18 protein-coding genes are annotated in these 19,005 nt (G+C 65.3%); 9 read left to right on the top strand and 9 right to left on the bottom strand.

Annotation, left to right across the window (positions count from 1 at the left end; all coding sequences use genetic code 11):
* Positions 1 to 176: 176 nt before the first annotated feature.
* Positions 177 to 842, bottom strand: coding sequence for a hypothetical protein (locus tag ACUN9Y_RS08235; protein ID WP_445460209.1), 666 nt, complete (start codon positions 840 to 842; stop codon positions 177 to 179).
* 214 nt (positions 843 to 1,056) lie between these two features.
* Here ACUN9Y_RS08235 and ACUN9Y_RS08230 point away from each other — a divergent pair, with 214 nt between their 5' ends.
* Positions 1,057 to 1,656: a LysE family translocator gene (locus ACUN9Y_RS08230; protein WP_445460208.1), complete on the top strand. Its 600-nt coding sequence runs from the start codon at positions 1,057 to 1,059 to the stop codon at positions 1,654 to 1,656.
* Between the two features lie 71 nt (positions 1,657 to 1,727).
* Here the strand turns inward: ACUN9Y_RS08230 and ACUN9Y_RS08225 are convergent, their stop codons facing one another.
* The 6 genes from ACUN9Y_RS08225 to ACUN9Y_RS08200 all read right to left on the bottom strand — a co-directional run bounded on the left by ACUN9Y_RS08225 (position 1,728) and on the right by ACUN9Y_RS08200 (position 8,004).
* Positions 1,728 to 2,546 (bottom strand): AraC family transcriptional regulator, encoded by an 819-nt coding sequence (locus ACUN9Y_RS08225; RefSeq protein ID WP_445460207.1) that lies wholly within the window; start codon positions 2,544 to 2,546, stop codon positions 1,728 to 1,730.
* Positions 2,547 to 2,660: 114 nt separating this feature from the next.
* Complete coding sequence (locus tag ACUN9Y_RS08220) at positions 2,661 to 3,368, bottom strand: response regulator (RefSeq protein WP_445460206.1); 708 nt, start codon at positions 3,366 to 3,368, stop codon at positions 2,661 to 2,663.
* On the bottom strand, positions 3,365 to 4,807 hold the full coding sequence (locus ACUN9Y_RS08215; RefSeq protein ID WP_445460205.1) for an ATP-binding protein: 1,443 nt from the start codon (positions 4,805 to 4,807) through the stop codon (positions 3,365 to 3,367). Before ACUN9Y_RS08215 ends, ACUN9Y_RS08220 begins: the two co-directional genes overlap by 4 nt.
* Positions 4,808 to 4,980: 173 nt before the next feature.
* Entirely contained in the window at positions 4,981 to 6,036 is a 1,056-nt protein-coding gene (locus tag ACUN9Y_RS08210) for a LacI family DNA-binding transcriptional regulator (RefSeq protein ID WP_445460204.1), read from the bottom strand.
* Positions 6,037 to 6,196: 160 nt separating this feature from the next.
* Positions 6,197 to 7,123 (bottom strand): lysine exporter LysO family protein, encoded by a 927-nt coding sequence (locus tag ACUN9Y_RS08205; RefSeq protein WP_445460203.1) that lies wholly within the window; start codon positions 7,121 to 7,123, stop codon positions 6,197 to 6,199.
* Between the two features lie 179 nt (positions 7,124 to 7,302).
* Positions 7,303 to 8,004 carry a hypothetical protein gene (locus tag ACUN9Y_RS08200; protein WP_445460202.1) on the bottom strand — a complete coding sequence of 234 codons (702 nt, stop codon included), beginning with the start codon at positions 8,002 to 8,004 and terminating at the stop codon, positions 7,303 to 7,305.
* Between the two features lie 216 nt (positions 8,005 to 8,220).
* Between ACUN9Y_RS08200 and ACUN9Y_RS08195 the strand changes: the two genes are divergently transcribed.
* The 5 genes from ACUN9Y_RS08195 (at position 8,221) to yghU (ending at position 12,878) form a co-directional block, all read left to right on the top strand.
* Complete coding sequence (locus tag ACUN9Y_RS08195; RefSeq protein WP_445460201.1) at positions 8,221 to 8,778, top strand: DJ-1/PfpI family protein; 558 nt, start codon at positions 8,221 to 8,223, stop codon at positions 8,776 to 8,778.
* A gap of 106 nt (positions 8,779 to 8,884) precedes the next feature.
* The gene (locus ACUN9Y_RS08190) at positions 8,885 to 9,481 is read left to right on the top strand and encodes a TetR family transcriptional regulator C-terminal domain-containing protein (protein WP_445460200.1); all 597 of its coding nucleotides are present in this window, start codon (positions 8,885 to 8,887) and stop codon (positions 9,479 to 9,481) included.
* Between the two features lie 386 nt (positions 9,482 to 9,867).
* Positions 9,868 to 10,980: an alkene reductase gene (locus ACUN9Y_RS08185; RefSeq protein ID WP_445460199.1), complete on the top strand. Its 1,113-nt coding sequence runs from the start codon at positions 9,868 to 9,870 to the stop codon at positions 10,978 to 10,980.
* An 80-nt stretch (positions 10,981 to 11,060) separates the two neighbouring features.
* A complete protein-coding gene (locus tag ACUN9Y_RS08180; RefSeq protein ID WP_445460198.1) occupies positions 11,061 to 11,819 on the top strand; it encodes an SDR family oxidoreductase in 759 nt (252 codons plus the stop codon).
* A gap of 186 nt (positions 11,820 to 12,005) precedes the next feature.
* A complete protein-coding gene (gene yghU / locus ACUN9Y_RS08175; protein WP_445460197.1) occupies positions 12,006 to 12,878 on the top strand; it encodes a glutathione-dependent disulfide-bond oxidoreductase in 873 nt (290 codons plus the stop codon).
* A gap of 285 nt (positions 12,879 to 13,163) precedes the next feature.
* On the opposite strand, the gene ACUN9Y_RS08170 is transcribed toward yghU, so the two are convergent.
* Together ACUN9Y_RS08170 and ehuR are read right to left on the bottom strand one after the other, a co-directional pair.
* Positions 13,164 to 14,099, bottom strand: coding sequence for a 2-hydroxyacid dehydrogenase (locus ACUN9Y_RS08170; RefSeq protein ID WP_445460196.1), 936 nt, complete (start codon positions 14,097 to 14,099; stop codon positions 13,164 to 13,166).
* A gap of 93 nt (positions 14,100 to 14,192) precedes the next feature.
* Positions 14,193 to 15,599, bottom strand: a complete 1,407-nt coding sequence (ehuR, locus tag ACUN9Y_RS08165; protein WP_445460195.1) for a MocR-like ectoine utilization transcription factor EhuR — start codon at positions 15,597 to 15,599, stop codon at positions 14,193 to 14,195.
* Between the two features lie 207 nt (positions 15,600 to 15,806).
* Here ehuR and doeA point away from each other — a divergent pair, with 207 nt between their 5' ends.
* From doeA to ACUN9Y_RS08150, 3 genes are all read left to right on the top strand, one after another.
* Positions 15,807 to 17,006, top strand: coding sequence for an ectoine hydrolase DoeA (doeA, locus tag ACUN9Y_RS08160; protein ID WP_445460194.1), 1,200 nt, complete (start codon positions 15,807 to 15,809; stop codon positions 17,004 to 17,006).
* A gap of 291 nt (positions 17,007 to 17,297) precedes the next feature.
* A complete protein-coding gene (gene doeB, locus ACUN9Y_RS08155; protein ID WP_445460193.1) occupies positions 17,298 to 18,308 on the top strand; it encodes a N(2)-acetyl-L-2,4-diaminobutanoate deacetylase DoeB in 1,011 nt (336 codons plus the stop codon).
* 79 nt (positions 18,309 to 18,387) lie between these two features.
* Positions 18,388 to 18,870 (top strand): Lrp/AsnC family transcriptional regulator, encoded by a 483-nt coding sequence (locus ACUN9Y_RS08150; protein ID WP_445460192.1) that lies wholly within the window; start codon positions 18,388 to 18,390, stop codon positions 18,868 to 18,870.
* The last annotated feature ends 135 nt before the right edge of the window (positions 18,871 to 19,005 follow it).

Genomic DNA, 19,005 nt, shown 5'->3' with positions numbered 1-19,005 from the left:
AAGGTGGGGGATGCCCGCGTTCTCGATGGCGAAGGGCATGACAAGGAGGCAGCCTTGCCTTGATACAACCGCAAACGCCACCCCCGCGAGCGAGGGTGGCGTCTTGACCATGGCGCCCAATACGGGGCTTCTGGCTAGCCGTTTGCCGAACAGGCGTCAGGCAAGGTGGCGAAGGGTTAGCCCTTGGCCGACGGTTCGGCCTGGTGTTCTCCGCCGTCGCGATGGTCGCCACCGTGATGGCCACCGCGTCCTTCATGGTCACCGTGGCCCGCATGACCGCGAGGCATCATGGTGTGCTTGAGCTCCTGGATCTGCTCTTCGCTGAGGATTTCGGCGAGCTGGGCGTGGTGGCTCTCGCGCAGCTCTTCCCAGGCCTGGCGGCGCTGCTCGCGGTTCTCGAAGTCTTCGGAGCGCAGCGACTGGATGCTGGCGTGGAGCGACTCGCGGGTCTGCATCAGCTGCTCACGGTCGGCGTCGGACAGCTGCCATTCGTCCATCAGGGCCGTCGTACGCTCGTCGCGCAGCTCCTGGCCGGCCTGCTTGAGGGCCGCCATGCCGTCCTCGCCGAGGATCGCCTGGCGCTCACTGCGGTACTCGGCGTTGAGTTCCTGCAGGGCGTCACGGTGCTCGATGCCGGTCTGCTTCAGCGCTTCGCGGGTGTCGGCGTCGATGCCGGCACGGTCGAACAGCTCACCGCGCATTTCATGAGGCCCGCCGTCGTGGCGCGGTCCCGCGTCGTGGTCGGCGGCCTTCTCGCCGGCGAGGGCGCCCATGGAAACGGGCAGTAGCGCGGCGGACAGCACGGCAGGGATCAGAGCCTTGCGAGTGAAGAGGTGCTTCATGGTGTGTCTCCTTCAGCGTTGCGCTTTGGTGTTATATGGGCCGGTTGGCCCTGGGTTGACGCTTGCTACTGTCCTCCTCGGTCGTGCAAGTGCGATGCAGCGAATGTGCAGAGACAAGGCAAGTGACGGTGTCGTCGGCACGGCTGAAATTTCGTTCAATATCGGGCGGCGACGCTACGCCATCATGGCGTCTTCTTGTGACGGAGCTGTCGCCATGACCATGTCGTTGTCCTTGTTGCTGTCCATGTCGGCCTTTGCCGTGGCGGCGTCGATCTCGCCGGGCCCGGTTAACCTGCTGGTGCTGTCGACGGCCATGCGGGTGGGCTGGCGCCGATCCTTGCCCCTGGTGCTGGGGGCGAGTGCCGGCTTCACCGTGCTGTTGTGGCTGATCGGGCTCGGCATGATCGAGTTGTGGGAGCGGGTGCCGCTGCTGCGCCAGGTCGTTCGTCTGGGCGGTGTGGCCTTCCTCGTCTGGTTGGCCTGGCGCCTGGCGTGCAGCGATGGCGAGCTCGATATCGAAACGTCAAGCGAACCCGCCGGTGCCGGTACCGGGGCCTTGATGCAGTGGTTGAACCCCAAGGCCTGGCTGGCATCGGCGGCGGGGATGGGAGCCTTCGTGGCCGACGGTAACCTGGTGCTGGTGACCGCGTTTGCCCTGCTGTGGGGCAGTCTGTGTGCGCTGTCGATCGGCCTGTGGGCGCTGGCAGGAAGCCGTTTGAGTCAGTGGGTCTCGTCGCCGCGGCGGATGCAAGGCATGAACCGTGCTCTGGCAGGACTATTGGCCCTGAGTGCCGGGATTCTGCTGCTGGGGTAGCCCTGGCCTTGCCGGCGCCTCGCTGAAGGCGGCAGGGGATGGCGGGGGGCTTGAGTGGTTGGGCGGCGGCGCTAGCGTCGACCGAGATAGTGCCCCGGGGTCGTCGCCAGCAATCGCTTGAAGGTACGCTGCAGGTGGGCCTGGTCGGCGAAGCCGCAGGCCTGGGCGACGCCGGCGATGGGCTCGCCGTCACGCAGCCGGCGGCGGGCATGGCGCACGCGCAGGTCGATCAGGGCGGCGTGGGGGGTCAACCCATGATGCTGGCGGAAGGCCGCAATCAGGCTCGTGGCGCTGCATTCGGCCGCCGAGCAGAGCTCGCTGAGGCGCAGGTCGCTGGCCCACTTTTCTTCAAGCAGCTCCAGGGCGCGGGCAAGCCGCGTCGGAGCCGTCTGCGAGTGAGGCCGTGTGCGAAGTGATCGGGTCAGGTGCTCGGCGAGAAGCTCGGCCTGGCTGTCGCGCTCCAGCCGTGAGCCGTCGTCGTCGGCAAGCGCATGGCTCATGGCCATGATGGCTTGGTGCAGGCGCGGGTTGCGGCTGGTCAGTGCCGAGAACATCGGCACGTCCTGATAAGCAGCGCCAGCCGCGGGCGGGCAACGTTCGGCCAGCCACTGGCTGTCCACGTAGAGCATATGATATCCCCAGGGCCTGCCCTGCTGGGCATTGCAGGCGTGGCGGTCCTCGGGGTTGATCACCACGATGTCGCCGCGGCTCACCTCGCGGGCCTTGCCCCGGTTCCAGTAGTGCGAACGACCGGAGGTAATGGCGCCGAAGGAGTGGCAGTCGTGGCTATGGGGGGCGTGGCTCAAGGCGTTGCCATCGGCTACCAGGCGCGCTTCGATGAATGGCAGCGCCGGGTCACGTAGAAAGCGGGATGAGACCGAGGCGGTCATGGCAACTCCGTTACGATCAGGGCCCGGGCGTCGCCTAGGCCAGTCGCCGGGACGCTCTTCCAGGGGCTATTCCTCAGGTGCTTCCTCAGGGACTTCCTCGGCCGGCTCCTCAGGCTATTCCTCAGGCTGGTACTTGTAGCCTACACCATACACCGAGCGAATGATTTCGCGCTCGGGCCAGGTGTCGGCGATCTTCTTGCGCAGCTTCTTGATGTGGCTGTCGACGGTGCGCTCAGAGACGATGCGGTGATCGCGATACATGTGGTCCATTAGCTGTTCGCGGGCGAAGATGCGCCCGGGGGAATGCATCATCACCTTGAGCAATTGAAACTCCACCGCGGTCAGACCCAGGTCCTGGCCGTCGGCCAGTGCACGCCAGCCGCTCTCGTCGAGGACCAGGTCGTGGGATGGCGCCACCTCGGTGTCCAGGGCCTGGCTGCGGCGCAGCACCGCCTTGACCCGGGCCACCACTTCCCGCGGGCTGAAGGGCTTGCAGATATAGTCATCGGCGCCGAGCTCCAGGCCCAGCAGACGGTCGACTTCCTCGACCCTGGCCGTCAGCATCACCACCGCGATACGCGGCCAGCGCTGGCGGATCTCACGGCACAGGGTGAGTCCGTCGGTGCCCGGCAGCATCAGGTCCAGCAGCACCAGGCTGGGGCGCTCTTCGGCCTCGAGTAGCCACGGCATCACTTGGTCGCCATGGTCGATGTGGTGGCTTTCGTAGCCGCTGCCCTTGAGATAGTCCGCCACCAGGCGGGCGATCTTGGGTTCGTCTTCGACGATCAGGATGCGGTCGTCGAGGCCAGCCGTGTCGGTCATTGGTCATCCTCGTGCTGCAGGTGGTTGGGCAGTGCCGGAAAGCTCAGGCTCCAGCATAACCCGCCAAGCTCGGAAGGGGAGGGGGACATCTGGGCGTCGTGGGCGCGCGCCAGCGCCATGGCGATGGGTAGCCCCAGGCCGCTGCCACCGCTGGCGCGGTTGCGCGAGCCCTCGACGCGATAGAGGCGTTCGGTGAGACGCGGCAGTTCGCTCTCGGGAACCCCCGGGGCGGTGTCTTCCCAGGTCAGCACCCACAGGTCGCCCTGGCGTCTCAGGCTCACGCGCAGGTGGCCGGGCTGTTGGGTATAGGCGCAGGTATTGTCGAGCAGGTTATTCCAGAGCTGGCGCAGCCGCTGCAGGTCGCCGCGGATCCAGGCCGGGCCCTCGATATGGGACTCGAGCACGAGCCCGTTGTCGTCGAGCCAGCCTCGGGCCTCTTCCAGGCGCGGCGCCAGGCTGTCGGCCAGGTCGGTGGGGGCGAGCTGGACCTCCAGGGCCCCGGCATCGCTTTGCGATAGCAGGCGAAGATCGGCCACCAGGCGCTCGAGTTGGCCAACCTCCTGGGCCAGCGAGTAGAGATTGTCCTGATCGAGGGCGCGGATGCCGTCCTGCATGGCTTCGATCTCGCCGCGCAGCACCGCCAGCGGCGTGCGCAGCTCATGGGCGATGTCCGATACCCAGCGTGAGCGCGCTTCGCGGCTGGCCTCCAGGGTCTCGGCAAGCACGTTGAAGTCGTGGGACAGGCTCGACAGCTCGTCGCGGCCGCGCTCGGGCAGGCGGATGCTGTAGTCGCCTTCGGTGAGGCGTCGAGTCGCCAGTGTCATGCCGCGGGCTCGGCGCCCCAGCCACCATGACAGGGCGCCGGCCAGCAGCAGTGAGGTCAGGGCCAGGGCGATGACGATGATGGTGAGGTTGCGGCGCTGCTGGGACAGGAACAGCCGGTCCATGCGTGCCATCAGTTGCTCGGGGGGGCGATAGCCCAGGGTGCCGACCCGGCGCCCATCGCTGAGTACCGGCAGCCAGCGCAGGTCGGCGGCGCCATCGTCGTTGGTGTTGGGCGGCAGGCCGATGACCGGCAGGCCGTTCTCGTCGTGCAGCACGAAATCGCGGGGGTCGCCAAGATTGCCCTCGACACTGGCCGGAGGCAGGCTGTCGGCGGGCCATAGCTGGCGCCGCACCAGGTGGTGCCAGGCGCGTGGGGACTGGCGCAGCCACTGCCAGTTCTGGCGCCGCGCCCAGGCCTCGCCAAGGCCCTCGGCCAGGGTCTCGGCACGGCGGGTCTGGGCGTGGTCCAGGTACTCGATGAAGCCTTGATCGAGACTGCGCGAAATCGCCACGAACACGATGCCCGCGATGGCAACATTGACCACCAGGATAATGGCGAAGAGCTTGAGGCCGAGCCGGGAGAAGGCTGGGCGAAGCAGGCGTTTCGCGGACATGTGGGACTTCCTCGCACAGACGGATGACGCCGGATGGCGACGCAGCCCCTAGCATGCCACCGTGAGGCGCCGGAAAGCCGCAATAATGATGCAACCTTTGTGCAGCTGGACAGGGGGCGGATGGGGGAGGCAGTCGCGTCTATCCGAGAGCCGCGGTGGCCCCGAGGCCGATCTCAGGGGCAGCTTTCGCCGATCATCAGCGTGGTGGCGAGGCGGCTCGCGGTGGGCTCGTCCAGGCCCAGGATCATGCGTGCGGCCATGCGCCCCTTCTCGCTGCTGTTCTGACGCACCGTGGTCAGGCGAGGGGCGCGATACTGGCCCTCCTCGATGCCATCGAAGCCGGTCAGGCGCAGATCCTCGGGAACCCGTATGCCGCGCTGTTCGGCCAGGGTCAGGGCGGTCAGGGCGATACGGTCAGACATGCACAGCAGCAGGTCCGGACGCTCATCGTCGGGCAGGTCGAGAATCGCTTCGATGACCGGCGCGCACACGGAATGGATGTTCTCCTCGATGTTCCACAACGGCACCTGATCGCGCGGGATGCCGTGCTGATCGATGGCCCGGTAGAAGCCATCAAGGCGCGAGCGGGTAATGGTGCGCTCGGCGCTGAGCCACTCCTGCTGGTCGGTCAGCGGACCGTTGTGGGGCGTGGCCGTGAGCCGCAGGCACAGGATACCGATGCGTTTTGGGCGCTGGGCCAGGGCGTGATCGGCGATCGCATAACAGGCCGGTTCATTGTCGATATGCACCGTGGGGCGGCCTTCGACATGAAAGTCTACCGCCACCAATGGGCTTTGAGGCGGCAAGTCGCTGAGCAGATGATCGCTCGGCATCAGGCCGTAGACGATGAAGCCATCGGCCATGCTGGCCGACCCCGGATGGTGGTCGGAGCCGGGCTGGCGTCCCGACAGCAACAGCAGGGTGTGGCCGTGGGCGTCGAGTACCTCGGCGACGCCGGACAATAGCTCGCTGGAGACGGCGTCATTCAGGCTGTAGGTCAGGGTTTCGGCCAGCACCACCGCGATGATCCGCGAGCGCCCGGTACGCAGGCTGCGGGCACGGGCATCGGGGCCCTGGTAGCCAAGGCGCTTGGCTTCGCTGAGGATGTGGCTGCGCAGGGTGCTCGACAGCTGGTCGGGCCGATTGAAGGCATTGGACACGCTGGCGGTGGAGACGCCGAGCTCATGAGCCAGGTCCTTGAGCGTGATGCGCCGATGGTGTGATGGCACGGCAGGAATCCGGGTCGGTGAAGAGTCGAGGCCAGCATAATCGCCCACCGGCGCGCTGTCAGCCAGCGCGGGATTCGTTGCGGGCGGCCCGTCGTCGCGAGCGTTGTCGGGGCCACCGCGCATGCGCTGCCGGGGCTCTGTCTCATCCGCCGTTCCTTGGCTACAGCGACAGCAGAAACAGGATCAGCGGTGGCGACAGCAGCGACAGCAGAAAGCCACTGACGACGGCGATGGGCACGCAGGCCACGCCGCCGTGCTGCTGGATGACGGGCAGGGTGAAATCCATCGATGTGGCGCCTCCGTAGCCGATGGCCAGCGGCGCATAGCGGCGGATCACCAGCGGAATCAGAATGAAGGCCAGCAGCTCGCGGGTCAGGTCATTGAAGAAGGCGACGCCACCGAGCAACGGGCCGAGCTGATCGCCGATCAAGATCCCGGACAGCGAATACCAGCCGAAGCCAGAGGCCATGGCCAGGCCTTCGTTCCAGCTCAGATCCAACAGTGGGGCGGCGACAAGCCCGCCAATCAGCGAGCTTGCGGCCAGGGTCACGGCGATGAACAGGCCGTGGCGGTTGAGCAGGATCTGCTTTAACGGCATGCCGGAGTTGCGTAGCTGGCAGCCGATCAGCGCTAGCAGCACGTAGAGCACCCACTCGGCCAAGGTCTCGGCCATGGCGAAGGGCGCCGGGCCGAAGGCCGCTCCCAGCGCGACGCCGAGCAGGATGCCGCCAATGACCACGGCGACGAGCGACAGTGAGCCGGCCATGGCCGCGAGCTTGCTGGTCGGCGCGCCGGCGACGACTCGGGCCTCGCCCAGATCGAGGCCGAGCCGGCGCGATAGCCACCACAGCGCCGCCAGGTTGAAGGCCGAGATCACGCCAAACAGCGTCAGCGCCTGGCCGCCCATGCGCGACAGTTGGCCAACCAGGTCGTCGAGGCCGGCCAGGCTCACACCCATGGCCAGCAGAATCACGTAGATCGAGGCGCTGACGCCGCGGTTGATGGCGACCATCACGGCGTCGCGGCGGACGGGCACCAGGTAGCCGAGCACCAGGGGCAGAAGAACGATCAACAGACCGCTGAACATAGAGCGAGCATCCTTTCTCGAGTAACGAAAGAGGCCGCCAAGGCGGCGGCCAAAAGGAGAATACTCTATGCAAATTCATTATCCCGGGAAAGTCGACCAAGGTGGGGCGCCGGCCACGGGCACAGTAGGGTTCCTTCAGTTGGCGTCGGTTGCGCCCTCAGTTGGCGTCGGTTGCGCTCTCAGTTGGCGTCGGTTGCGCCCTCGGTATCCAGCGCCATCAGGCTCAATTCGCTGATGCGCTCGCCGCGCTTGTCGTAGCTCAGTCCGAGCAACAGGCCTGGTAGCCGCGGGTGAAAGCTCATGATCATGCGGCGATCTTCCTTGCCGGGCTCCGTGAGTTCGATGGTCGGGGCCGGGACAGTTTTGTCGTCGACCTCGATCGGCACGGCAGCGAGGCGTCGCCAGACAAGCGTTTCGGTCTCGCCTTTGTGATCAAGGTAAGAAAACCGGCAGTCGCTCTGGCAGGCGCCTTCCTGCACCTGTTGAGCGAGCGCAACGAGCGCCGTCTGGCGGTCCGGCAGGCGAGTCAACTCATCGCGTGCAAGCGAGTAGCGCTTGCCCATGCCGAACAGGGTGTAGCCGCTGGAATAGCTCAGCGAGCGCAAGCGGTCGCCATCGTCGGCGAAGCGGGCGGTCTCCTGGCCTTCGGCGATGGCGACCCGGGCACGCATGTCACTGAGCCAGTGGTCGCCTTCTCGGTACAGGTGATGACGGATGGTCGCGTCGGGCCAGCCATCCACGCTCAGGTGGTAGCGGGCATCAAAGGCCTGGGGGGCGCCGGCCTGTGCCTTTGCCGGCATCCAGGTGGCGGCGAGAAGCACCAGGCTGACGAGCAAGCCGGTGAGAGAGAGGCGAGACAGGGCGCGGTGGGCGTTCGGCATGGCGGCGTCCGTGATTGGCGTGGCGAAAACTGCGCGGGTGCATGGAGTGGGAGGGCGTCGCGACGCGAAGGTTCCCTCGGCTGGCGAGGCCCGCTCTCAGCGGGTACGCTGCAGGACGTACGCGGCCTCCCTGGCGTCGAGGCTGCAACGCGAAGGTGGGCCGAGCGGCTCGCCGCGAAAATGCTAGTTCATCATCTCTATGTCGAGGAGTGCATCATGGCTAGATTGCTGTTGATCGTGGGAGACTTTGTCGAAGACTACGAGGTGATGGTGCCGTTCCAGGCGCTGCAAGCCATGGGGCACCGTGTCGATGCGGTATGCCCCGACAAGGAGGAAGGGGGCACGGTAAAGACCGCCATTCACGACTTCGAGGGTGACCAGACCTATACCGAAAAGCCTGGGCACCTGTTTGCCCTCAACCAGACCTTTGCCGATATCACCCTCGATGACTACGACGCCCTGGTGATTCCCGGTGGCCGGGCGCCGGAGTATCTGCGTCTGGATGAGCGGGTGCTGGAGGTGGTGCGGCACTTCGTCGATACCGAGAAGCCGGTGGCAGCCGTGTGCCACGGGGCTCAGCTGCTGGCCGCAGCGGTACCGCTGTCGGGGCATCGCATCTCGGCCTATCCCGCCTGCGCCCCGGAAGTGCGTCTGGCCGGCGGTGAGTTCGTCGATATCGACGTCACCGACGCGATCACCTGTGGCAAGTTCGTGACTGCGCCCGCCTGGCCCGCTCACCCCGAGTGGCTGCGTCAACTCAACGAACTGCTCTAGCACTAGCCCCGCAACGGATCTGGCCCCGCCGCCTTCTCGAGGTGGGGAAGGGGCCAGGTCCGGTCAGGGGTTGACGCCACTAGACGACTGGTCTAGTGTGCGACCCATGACTATCAAGACTCCCACCCGCGACCTGTTGATTCGGGTCGGCATGGACATCATCTCCGAGTACGGCTACAACGCCACGGGCATCAATTCGGTGCTCAAGAGCGCTGGAGTGCCGAAGGGGTCTTTTTACCATTACTTCGCGAGCAAGGAGGCTTTCGGGTTAGCGGTAATCGAGGCCTTCGCCGAAGAGTATGATGCGCGCCTGGAATCGATGCTCGTGCATTCCAGCAGCCCCCCTCTCGAGCGCCTCCAGGGCTACTTTGCCTTGGTACGGTCAGACATGGCGCTGTGCGATCACACCAAGGGGTGTCTCGTCGGCAACCTGGGCCAGGAAATGTCGGCTCAGAGTGATCAGTTGCGTGATGCCCTCGACCGTATCCTGAGGCGTTGGGAGGGGTATTTCGCCGACTGCATTCGCGAAGGCCAGTCGATCGGCAGCATTCGTGATGACATCACCCCCGAGGCGCTGGCGAGCTTCACCCTGGCGGGTTGGCAAGGCGCAGTATTGCGCGCCAAGACGGTCAAGACCTGTGAGCCGATGCACGGCTTTGAGCACACCTTGCTGCAGTGCATAGCGGCCTGCGCAGATCACTGACCCGATACGACCGAACGGATTCGACAGCGGACCCGTGGCGTCAGGCGCGAAGCTGGTACCGTCGGGTCAGCGCACGATTTTCGCCATCACCCGGCGTCTGGCAACACAGCGCAAGGCGGAAAAAGCTAAGTCATGAAAGGTTGAAAGGCCAGGTCACGAAGAGGTCATTTGCCTATGATCTAGTAGACTGGTCTATGAACTACCGTGTTGCCGTGATTACACCGCCGTGTCACCACGGCGTCAACGTCGGACAGAGGCGAGACGCCGAGGCTCCGCCGGGACGCCATGCAGTGACGGCTCACGCAGAGCGATGCCAACCGGCGTCGATGGCCTCGAGCGCGAGCCGCGCCGACGGCAGCGACATCTCAGCATGAAGGAGTAGTGAAATGAGCAGCGAGAAAGACCCATTGTTCACCCCGCAGGCGTTCGGCGATATCACCTTGCCGCACCGAGTGCTGATGTCCCCGCTGACTCGCTCGCGCGCGGCCCAGCCAGGCGATGTGCCCCAGGACATCAACGTCGAGTACTACCGCCAGCGGGCCGGTGCCGGGCTGATCTTGAGCGAGGCGACCCAGATCTCTCCCCAGGGCAAGGGCTATGCCTTCACTCCCGGCATCCATAGCGCCGAGCAGATCGCGGGCTGGCGCAAGGTCACCGATGCGGTGCACGACGCGGGTGGGCGGATGCATGCTCAACTATGGCACGTGGGGCGGATTTCCCACCCCGAACTGCAGCCTGGCGGCGCCGATCCGGTCGCGCCTTCGGCGATCAAGCCCGAGGGCGCCAAGACCTTCATTAGTGCCGAATCCGGGATGGTCGAGATCCCGACGCCCAGGGCGCTTGAGACCCATGAGATCCCGGGAATCATCGCCCAGTATCGTGCGGCAGCCGTCAACGCTCGCGAAGCCGGTTTCGATGGCGTTGAAGTGCACGCCGCCAACGGCTACCTGCTAGATCAGTTTCTCAAGTCCGACAGTAATGCGCGCACCGATGCCTATGGCGGTTGCCTGGAAAACCGCCTGCGCCTGACCCTGGAAGTGGTTCAGGCCGTGGTCGATGTGTGGGGTGGGGGCCGCGTCGGTGTGCGCATCAGCCCGACGGGCAGCTTCAATGATGTTCACGACCAACACCCCGAGGAGACCTTCTCGGCGTTGGCCAAGGGGCTCGATGATATCGCCATCGCCTATCTCGAGGTGGTCGAGGACTCGTTCCAGGGCAACCACGAGAACGGTCGTCCAGAGTCGATCATCAGCGCCATCCGGGCCAATTTCTCCGGCGTCTATATCGCCAATGGCGCCTACAGCGCCGACGAGGCCCGGGAGCGCATCGCGGCCGGAAAGACCGATCTTGTGACCTTCGGTCGACCCTTTATCGCCAACCCGGACCTGCCCGAGCGCTTGCGCCGGGGCGCGCCGCTGAACGAGCCTGATTACGACACCTTCTACGGTGGCGACGAGGCGGGCTACCTCGACTATCCGTTCCTCGACGAGGGCAGGTAAGGCGACGCCGCCGGTCTGGGCGAGAGCCCAGACGCCCTCGCATCACGACGACACCCGCGAAGTCTCACAGGAGATGATTCATGAGCATGCAAGACGTCACAAGCAATGGCATTCAAGACAAGGTTGTCATCATCACCGGGGCCAGCAGTGGGCTCGGCGAGGCCACCGCACGGCGCTTGGCCAAGCGCGGCGCGAAGCTGGTGCTGGGGGCGCGCCGCGAAGAGCGTCTGAAGGAACTCGCCGAGAGCCTGCGTGGCGAAGGCGCTCAGGTCGTCTATCGGTCCACCGATGTGACCGAACGCGCCCAGGTGGAAGCCCTGGCCAAGCTCGCCAAGGACGAGTTCGGCCGCATCGATGTGCTGGTCAACAACGCCGGCCTGATGCCGCTGTCGCCGCTGGACAAGCTCAAGGTCGACGAGTGGGAGCAGATGGTCGACGTCAACATCAAGGGCGTGATGTACGGCATCGCCGCGGTGCTGCCGACCATGCGCGAGCAGCACGATGGCCACGTGATCAACCTGTCTTCCGTGGCCGGCCACGTGGTGTTTCCCGCCGCCGCCGTCTACTCCGCGACCAAGTATGCGGTCAAGGCGCTCACGGAAGGATTGCGCCAGGAGTCCGGTGGTGAGATTCGCGCCACCAACATCTCGCCGGGGGCCGTCAATACCGAGCTGACCCGGACCATCAGCGATGAGCAGACCGCCGAGGGGGTCAATGAGCTCTATACCCTGGCCATCGACGCCGATGCCGTGGCGCGGGCCATCGCCTTCGCCATCGAGCAACCGGGCGATGTGGACGTCAACGAGTTGATTCTGCGTCCGACCAAGCAAGAGCTGTAAGGTCGACGCGGGTGGCGCCACTGACTGGACGCAGCGAGTCCGTTCGTGGCGCCAGGTCGGCGTCGGGCTGGGGCTTTGGCTGGTGTTCCTCTAGCCTGGGGAAAGGGTCTTTCGCCTCGATGATGCCGGGTTTGGCCCGGCGCCAGGCATAGGCGTGACAGTGTTCTTTTTCGGAGAAGGATGATCATGAGCGACGACAATCAGTACCAGCCGCCCAAGGTATGGCAGTGGCAAAGCGAAAGTGGCGGCCAGTTCGCCAGCATCAATCGCCCCATCGCCGGGCCGACCCACGCCAAGACACTGCCGGTCGGCAAGCACCCCCTGCAGCTCTACTCCTTGGCGACCCCTAATGGGGTCAAGGTCAACATTCTGCTGGAGGAGCTGCTGGCCGCGGGCCATGCGGGTGCCGAATACGATGCCTGGCTGATCAAGATCGGTGACGGGGACCAGTTCGGCAGTGGCTTCGTCGAGATCAACCCCAACTCGAAGATTCCGGCACTCATGGATTACAGCACCGAGACGCCGACCCGGCTCTTCGAGTCGGGATCGATTCTGCTGTACCTGGCCGAGAAGTTCGGCGCCTTTCTCCCCAAGGATCTGAAGGGCCGCACCGAAACGCTCAACTGGCTGTTCTGGCAGATGGGCGCCGCGCCTTACCTGGGTGGTGGTTTCGGCCATTTCTATGCTTACGCGCCGGAGAAGTGGGAATACCCGATCGATCGCTTTGCCATGGAAACCAAGCGTCAGCTCGATGTGCTCGATCGCGCCCTGGCCGAGACCACCTACATCGCCGGCGACGACTACACCATCGCCGACATCGCGATCTACGCCTGGTACGGAGCACTGGCCGAAGGGCGTCTGTACGACGCTGGCGAGTTTCTCTCCGTGCACGAGTACAAGAACGTGCAGCGTTGGGCGGCGAGTATCGCCGAGCGTCCTGCGGTTCAGCGCGGTCGCATGGTCAACCGGACCTTCGGTGAACCCGCGGAGCAGCTTCACGAGCGTCACGACGCCAGCGACTTCGAAACGCGCACCCAGGACAAGCTCGGCGAGGTCTAGGGGCTTTCGTCCGGGGGACGTCGTCTTCGTTCGTCGTACACGCCTCGCCCGCTGGCTAAGCGGCGGGGCGTCCGAGCCACTCGGCGATCCCGAGGCATCAAGAAAGGGCACATCGCCAGCGATGTGCCCTTTCTTGATGTTGGCAGCACCGGCCCTCGTGGTAGGCGACATTTCACGATGGCCGGCTGCCCACCTGGCCGTTTGCTGGCCAGGACTGATCAGTCAGGACGGATCGGTCAGGGCTGGTCGGTGAGGGGCGCCGAGGGTGTGCCGGCAACGCCTGGGTCAGTAGCCGGCGTAGCGGTCGATGGTCTCGATGGCCTCGCCCGCCGCCATGGCCCTGAGGCTGTCGGCGACCTGATCGAGGGCATCCTTGAGCGGCGTCGGCCCGGCCATGTGGGGGGTGATCAGGACCCTGGGGTGGCGCCATAGCGGGCTGTCCTCGGCCAGGGGCTCGGCCGGGAAGGCATCCAGCAGGGCGCCGCGCAGGTGGCCTTCGGTATCGCCTTCGCCGAGTGCCGCGAGCAGGGCGGCCTCGTCGATCAGGGTGCCGCGGCCCGGGTTGATCAGGCTGGCACCGGCGGGTAGGCGGGCCAGGCTATCGGCGTTGATGATATGGCGCGTGTCCGGGGTGTCAGGCAACAGCAGCACCAGGCTACGGACGTGACTGAGCAGGGCGTTGAGGCCCTCGTCGCCGTGGTGGCAGGTAATGCCATCGAGGTGCTTGGGCGAGCGGCTCCAGCCATGCACCGCGAAGCCGTCGGCGGCGATGCTGGCGGCGACCTTGGCACCGATGGCGCCGAGTCCCAGTACCCCCACCGGCCAGTCGGCCTTGTCGATCACCGCGTGCTCGCGCCAGGTGGCCGTGCGCTGCTGGCGGGCGTAGCGGTCGAAATCGCGCTGAAAGTGCAGCACCCCATAGCGCACGTAGTCGGCGATCAAGTCGGCCATGCCGGCATCGCGCAGCTTGACGATGGGCACATCGGCGGGAAGCGCGGGGTTGGCCAGCAAGGCGTCGACGCCGGCACCGAGGTTGACGATGCCCTTCACGTTGGTGCAGTCGCGCAGCAAGGCCTCATCGGGCTTCCAGGCGGCCAGGTAGTCGACGCCTGCGCGCAGGGCCGGATCGTCTTGGCTGGTCACGATCTCGGCATCGGGAAGGCGCTCCGCCAGGGCGTCACGCCAGGTTGCCGCGTCGTCGATATGAACCAGAATGCGCATGGGAACTCCGTTGTCGAAGAATCAGGGGCCGGCGGCGGCGCGACATGACAGGGGGTGGCATTCGGCCAGCCACGTCGGCCGCGACCGCGTTAATCAGTAGACAATCTGCATCATCGGCGGCGGAGAGTCATCCAGCAGCCTGGCGAGACGCCTGAGGCCATCCTCCAGGCGCTGAATATCGGCTTCTGCCCCGAGGCTTACGCGAATGCGGCGGGGGGCCGGCGTCTGCTCGACCATGAACGGTGTCGCGGTGGTGATCGCCAGGCCTTCCTGTTCGGCCAATTGCTGCAGCTCCTCGGCTCGCCAGCTCCCGGGAAGCGCCAGCCACAGGTGCAGGCTGGTGGGGCGAGAGGTGCGGCCGTGTTCGAGCAGCAGCCGGGCGGCCAGTTGCTGGCGCTCGGCGAGCAACTCACGCTGGGTCGCGGCCATCTCTTCCACGGTCCCCTCCGCGATCCACCGGTCGGCGATCTCGAAGATCAACGGGGTCGCCATCCAGCTGGTGGCCCGAAGGCGTGGCAGGGTGTGATGCAACTGCCCCCTGGGCACGCTCAGGTAGCCCGCCCGTAGGCCCGGTACGGTCGACTTGGTCAGGCTGGTGACGTGAAACCCGAGATGCGGTACGCGTGCGCTCAAGGGGGTGAGACCCGGCGGCTCGAGCAAGGCATGGACATCATCCTCGATCAGCCATACGCCGTGGCGTTCCAGCACTGCCGCGACCTGGTCGCGGCGCGCCGCATCCATGGTGGCACCGGTCGGGTTGAGTTGGGTCGGCGTCAGGCACACGGCGCGGGGCTTGAACCGGTGGCAGGCCGCATCCAGGGCATCGGGCAGTATGCCCTGACCATCGATGGCGACGCCGCGCAGTTGAAAGCCCAGCGTCCGCGACAGTGCGATCAGGCCGTGGTCGGTCAGCGCTTCGGTCAGCACCAGGTCGCCGTGTTGGACGACGCTGGAAATGGCCAGCATCAGGCCGTGGGCGGTGCCATTGCACAAGACGCGATCATCGGTCTCGCCCGGCATGCCGAGCCGCGTGGCCAGCCAATGGCTGGCGTGCTCACGCTGATGCGGTAGCCCGGCGATGGGGCGGCAGGCGGTGATGACGTCGGGGCTGGCCGTCTCGGCCAATTGCGCCAGGGTCTGGCGGAAACGCAGGTGGTGCGCAGGTGGGCACACCGGGTGAGCGATGGACAGATCGATCAAAGGGCTCTCGGGGCGCGATTCCTGAGCGTGGAGATAGGCAGATTCGCGCGCATCGTCGAGGGCATTGATCCAGGTGCCGCTGCCGATGCGGGCCTGAACCAGGCCCATTTTTTCCGCCTGGGCATAGGCTCGCGATACCGTTTGAACACTGACGCCCATGTGCTCTGCCAGCTGTCGATGCGGAGGCAGGCGGGTGCCCGGCGTCAGTTCACCGGAGCGGATGGCTCTCGATAATGCTCGCGCAATGGCCAGGTACTTGGGGCCGCTGTCGTCAAGGTAGGGATTCAGGTCAATTGTCATGAGTCAATAAAGCCTTTGACCGGGAGCTTGGTCGCAGTGCTAGTATCAGCACGACGACATTGATCAGCCATTGTCATGACAGTCTGGCACAGAAATCATGACAATTGACCCTGGGAACGCTACAGGGGATGCAATGTCGCTTCAAGGCGCCCCGGATTCTGTCCAGGATCCGGATTTCGGTGATGACATTGTGTGGCGAGTGGTTTCATGATCCAGGTTTCCCTGCCGTTCACTCGTGAGGAATACGCCCAGCGCCTGTGGAAGGTGCGTGCCCAGATGGCGGTGCGCGGCATTGATGTGCTGATCGTCAGCGATCCCTCCAATATGGCCTGGCTGACCGGTTACGATGGTTGGTCGTTCTATGTTCACCAGTGCGTGCTGCTGGGTCTTGAGGGCGAGCCGGTCTGGTATGGCCGTCGTCAGGATAGCAATGGCGCACTGCGTACCTGCTGGATGAATCCCGACAACATCACCTACTACCCCGATTACTACGTCCAGAACCCGGACATGCACCCGATGGAGTATCTGGCCCAGTCGATCATGCCCGATCGTGCCTGGTGCGAAGGGGTGGTGGGAATGGAGATGGACAACTATTACTTCTCCGCCAAGGCCTACCAGAGCCTGATCAAGGAGATGCCCCATGCGCGTTTCCAGGACGCCAACTCCCTGGTCAACTGGTGCCGGGCGATCAAGTCGCCGCAGGAAATCGAGTACATGCGGGTCGCGGCGCGAATCGTCGAGGGGATGCATTCGCGGATTCTCGAGGTGATCGAGCCGGGGTTGCCCAAGTCCAAGCTGGTGTCCGAGATCTATCGTGTCGGCATCGAGGGCTGGACCGACGAGTCGGGCAAGGTGTACGGCGGCGATTACCCGGCTATCGTGCCGCTGCTGCCCACGGGCAGCGATGCCGCCGCGCCGCACCTGACCTGGGACGACACGCCGTTTCGCCGCGGCGAAGGCACCTTCTTCGAGATCGCCGGCTGCTACAAGCGCTATCACTGCCCACTGTCGCGCACGGTGTTCCTGGGCACGCCGCCCAGGGACTTCGTGCGCGGTGAGTCGGCGCTGCTCGAAGGCATCGAGAACGGCCTGGCGGTGGCCAAACCGGGCAATCGCACGGCGGATATCGCCCTGGCGCTCGGCGCCGCGATGGACAAGTATGGCTTCGACCGTGGCGGCGCCCGCTGTGGCTACCCCATCGGCATCAGCTATCCGCCGGATTGGGGCGAGCGCACCATGAGCCTGCGTCCGTCAGACGAGACCATTCTCGAACCCGGCATGACCTTTCACTTCATGCCCGGCATGTGGATGGATGACTGGGGTCTCGAGATCACCGAGAGTATTCTGATTACCGAGACCGGTGCCGAACCCCTGGCCAACTTCCCGCGTCAGCTGTTCGTGAAGTAATCGCTCCGGTGTTTGACGGCGAGGCCGCAACGCCTGAAGACGCCGTCTCGATTGGCGCGGCTCGCCGCCACGCGCGGTGTGCCCCCGGCCGGAAGGTCCAGCGAGGCCCGAGGGCGGCATGCGCTCCGCGCGCGGTCGCCCGCCGACTCGCGTGGCGGGCCCCACCCGGTTGCCGACCGCATGTTGATCCAGCACGCTCGGTTCGCCTTGAGCAGATGCGACCGCTGGTCGTCGTTACTAGCCCCACGCGCCGCCACCATGACAAGGCGCGACCGTTTCCAAGGAGGCATCATGAGCAAGCGCAAGAGCCCCATCTCGGCCACCGTCGACTTCGAGGCCCAGGGCGTCCAGCACGGCTTCTTGAAGCTGCCTATCTCCAATGACGAGTCGGCCTGGGGCGCGGTGATGATTCCGATCACCATCGTCGCCAATGGCGACGGCCCCACGGCGCTGCTGACCGGGGGCAACCACGGCGACGAGTACGAGGGCATCACCGCGCTGCAGAAACTGTCCTGCTCGCTCAAGCCCGAGGATGTTCACGGCCGAGTGATCATCGTGCCGATGATGAACACTCCGGCGGCCCAGGTCGGTCGGCGCACCTCGCCCATGGATGGCGGTAACCTTAATCGCAGCTTTCCCGGCAACCCCGACGGCAGCGTGACCGAGAAGATCGCCGACTACTTCACTCGGGAGCTGGTGCCGATGGTCGACGTGGTGCTCGACCTGCATTCCGGTGGGCGTACCCTCGACATCATTCCCTTCGGCGCCTCCCATGTGCTCGATAATGCCGACCAGCAGCGCCAGGCGCTCGAAGGAGCCAAGGCTTTCGGTGCCCCCTACGCGATGATCATGTTCGAGCTCGACGCTGCGGCGCTGTTCGATACCGCGGTGGAGAGCCAGGGCAAGATCTTCGTGGCGACCGAACTCGGTGGCGGCGGCACTTCTACACCGGAGAGCCTGGCGATCACCGAGCGTGGTATCGATAACTTCCTGATCCATTACGGCCTCAAGGATGGCGAGGTCGCCATGCCGGCCGAGCAGGTCTATCTGGATATGCCGGACGCCAGCTGTTACGTCCAGAGCGAGCATACCGGCCTGCTTGAACTGACGTTTGCCCTTGGTGATGGGGTCAAGCGCGGTGACGTCATCGCCCGGGTCTATGACATGACCCGCAGCGGCGCAGAGCCCATCGAGTATCGCGCCGAGCGTGACGGCGTGCTGGCCGCGCGACGCTTCCCGGCCCAGGTTAATATGGGCGATACCATCGCCGTGATTGCCGAGGTCGTCGACGCCCTCGGCTGATCGCGAGGGCACCCTTGCTTTGGTTGTCGCCCGCCGATCGTGCGTCGGGCGGCACTTCGTCCCTTGAACCGAGTCGCGCATGAAGCTCGATCGTTATGATCTGAAAATACTCGCCATCCTGTCCCGGGATGGGCGGATCACCAAGTCCAAGCTCGCCGAGGCGATCAACTTGTCGGTGAGCCCTTGCTGGGAGCGGGTCCGTCGCCTGGAAAAGGCCGGCATCATCGAGGGCTATGGCGCTCGGATCGACACCGGTGTGCTGGTGCGGCGAACCCCCGTGTGGGTGCAAATCGAACTGAAGCAGCATAACGCCGAGAGCTTTCAGCGCTTCGAGGCGCTGGTGCATGCGACCGACGCGGTGACCGAGTGTGTCGCCGTCGGTGGCGGGGTCGATTATCTGATTCGGGTCGAGACGGACACCATCGACGCCTATCAGCGCCTGATCGATGCCTGGTTGACGTCGGATATCGGTATCGAAAGGTACTTTACCTATATCGTCACCAAGACCGTCAAGAGCCCGCGTGCTGGGTTCGAAATCGACGACCTGACGCCGTCAGGGTAGCGCTAGATCGCGCTCTCGATCCGGCGCCAATATTGTGCATTGCTGCCGAATGTCAGTGCCGTGATCCCGGCGCCCATCGACCGAGGTTGCGCTGTCGTGTGCTGCGGAACTTTGCACCATAGCGCGCCGGGATCA

This window comes from Halomonas sp. V046, from assembly GCF_052645355.1.
This window is presented reverse-complemented; position numbering and strand designations above follow the sequence as displayed.

Coding starts and splice junctions, on each gene's coding strand:
- ACUN9Y_RS08235 (WP_445460209.1), bottom strand. CDS start 842: ATGAAGCACCTCTTCACTCGCAAGGCTCTGATCCCTGCCGTGCTGTCC.
- ACUN9Y_RS08230 (WP_445460208.1), top strand. CDS start 1,057: ATGACCATGTCGTTGTCCTTGTTGCTGTCCATGTCGGCCTTTGCCGTG.
- ACUN9Y_RS08225 (WP_445460207.1), bottom strand. CDS start 2,546: ATGACCGCCTCGGTCTCATCCCGCTTTCTACGTGACCCGGCGCTGCCA.
- ACUN9Y_RS08220 (WP_445460206.1), bottom strand. CDS start 3,368: ATGACCGACACGGCTGGCCTCGACGACCGCATCCTGATCGTCGAAGAC.
- ACUN9Y_RS08215 (WP_445460205.1), bottom strand. CDS start 4,807: ATGTCCGCGAAACGCCTGCTTCGCCCAGCCTTCTCCCGGCTCGGCCTC.
- ACUN9Y_RS08205 (WP_445460203.1), bottom strand. CDS start 7,123: ATGTTCAGCGGTCTGTTGATCGTTCTTCTGCCCCTGGTGCTCGGCTAC.
- ACUN9Y_RS08200 (WP_445460202.1), bottom strand. CDS start 8,004: ATGCCGAACGCCCACCGCGCCCTGTCTCGCCTCTCTCTCACCGGCTTG.
- ACUN9Y_RS08195 (WP_445460201.1), top strand. CDS start 8,221: ATGGCTAGATTGCTGTTGATCGTGGGAGACTTTGTCGAAGACTACGAG.
- ACUN9Y_RS08190 (WP_445460200.1), top strand. CDS start 8,885: ATGACTATCAAGACTCCCACCCGCGACCTGTTGATTCGGGTCGGCATG.
- ACUN9Y_RS08185 (WP_445460199.1), top strand. CDS start 9,868: ATGAGCAGCGAGAAAGACCCATTGTTCACCCCGCAGGCGTTCGGCGAT.
- ACUN9Y_RS08180 (WP_445460198.1), top strand. CDS start 11,061: ATGAGCATGCAAGACGTCACAAGCAATGGCATTCAAGACAAGGTTGTC.
- yghU (WP_445460197.1), top strand. CDS start 12,006: ATGAGCGACGACAATCAGTACCAGCCGCCCAAGGTATGGCAGTGGCAA.
- ACUN9Y_RS08170 (WP_445460196.1), bottom strand. CDS start 14,099: ATGCGCATTCTGGTTCATATCGACGACGCGGCAACCTGGCGTGACGCC.
- ehuR (WP_445460195.1), bottom strand. CDS start 15,599: ATGACAATTGACCTGAATCCCTACCTTGACGACAGCGGCCCCAAGTAC.
- doeA (WP_445460194.1), top strand. CDS start 15,807: ATGATCCAGGTTTCCCTGCCGTTCACTCGTGAGGAATACGCCCAGCGC.
- doeB (WP_445460193.1), top strand. CDS start 17,298: ATGAGCAAGCGCAAGAGCCCCATCTCGGCCACCGTCGACTTCGAGGCC.
- ACUN9Y_RS08150 (WP_445460192.1), top strand. CDS start 18,388: ATGAAGCTCGATCGTTATGATCTGAAAATACTCGCCATCCTGTCCCGG.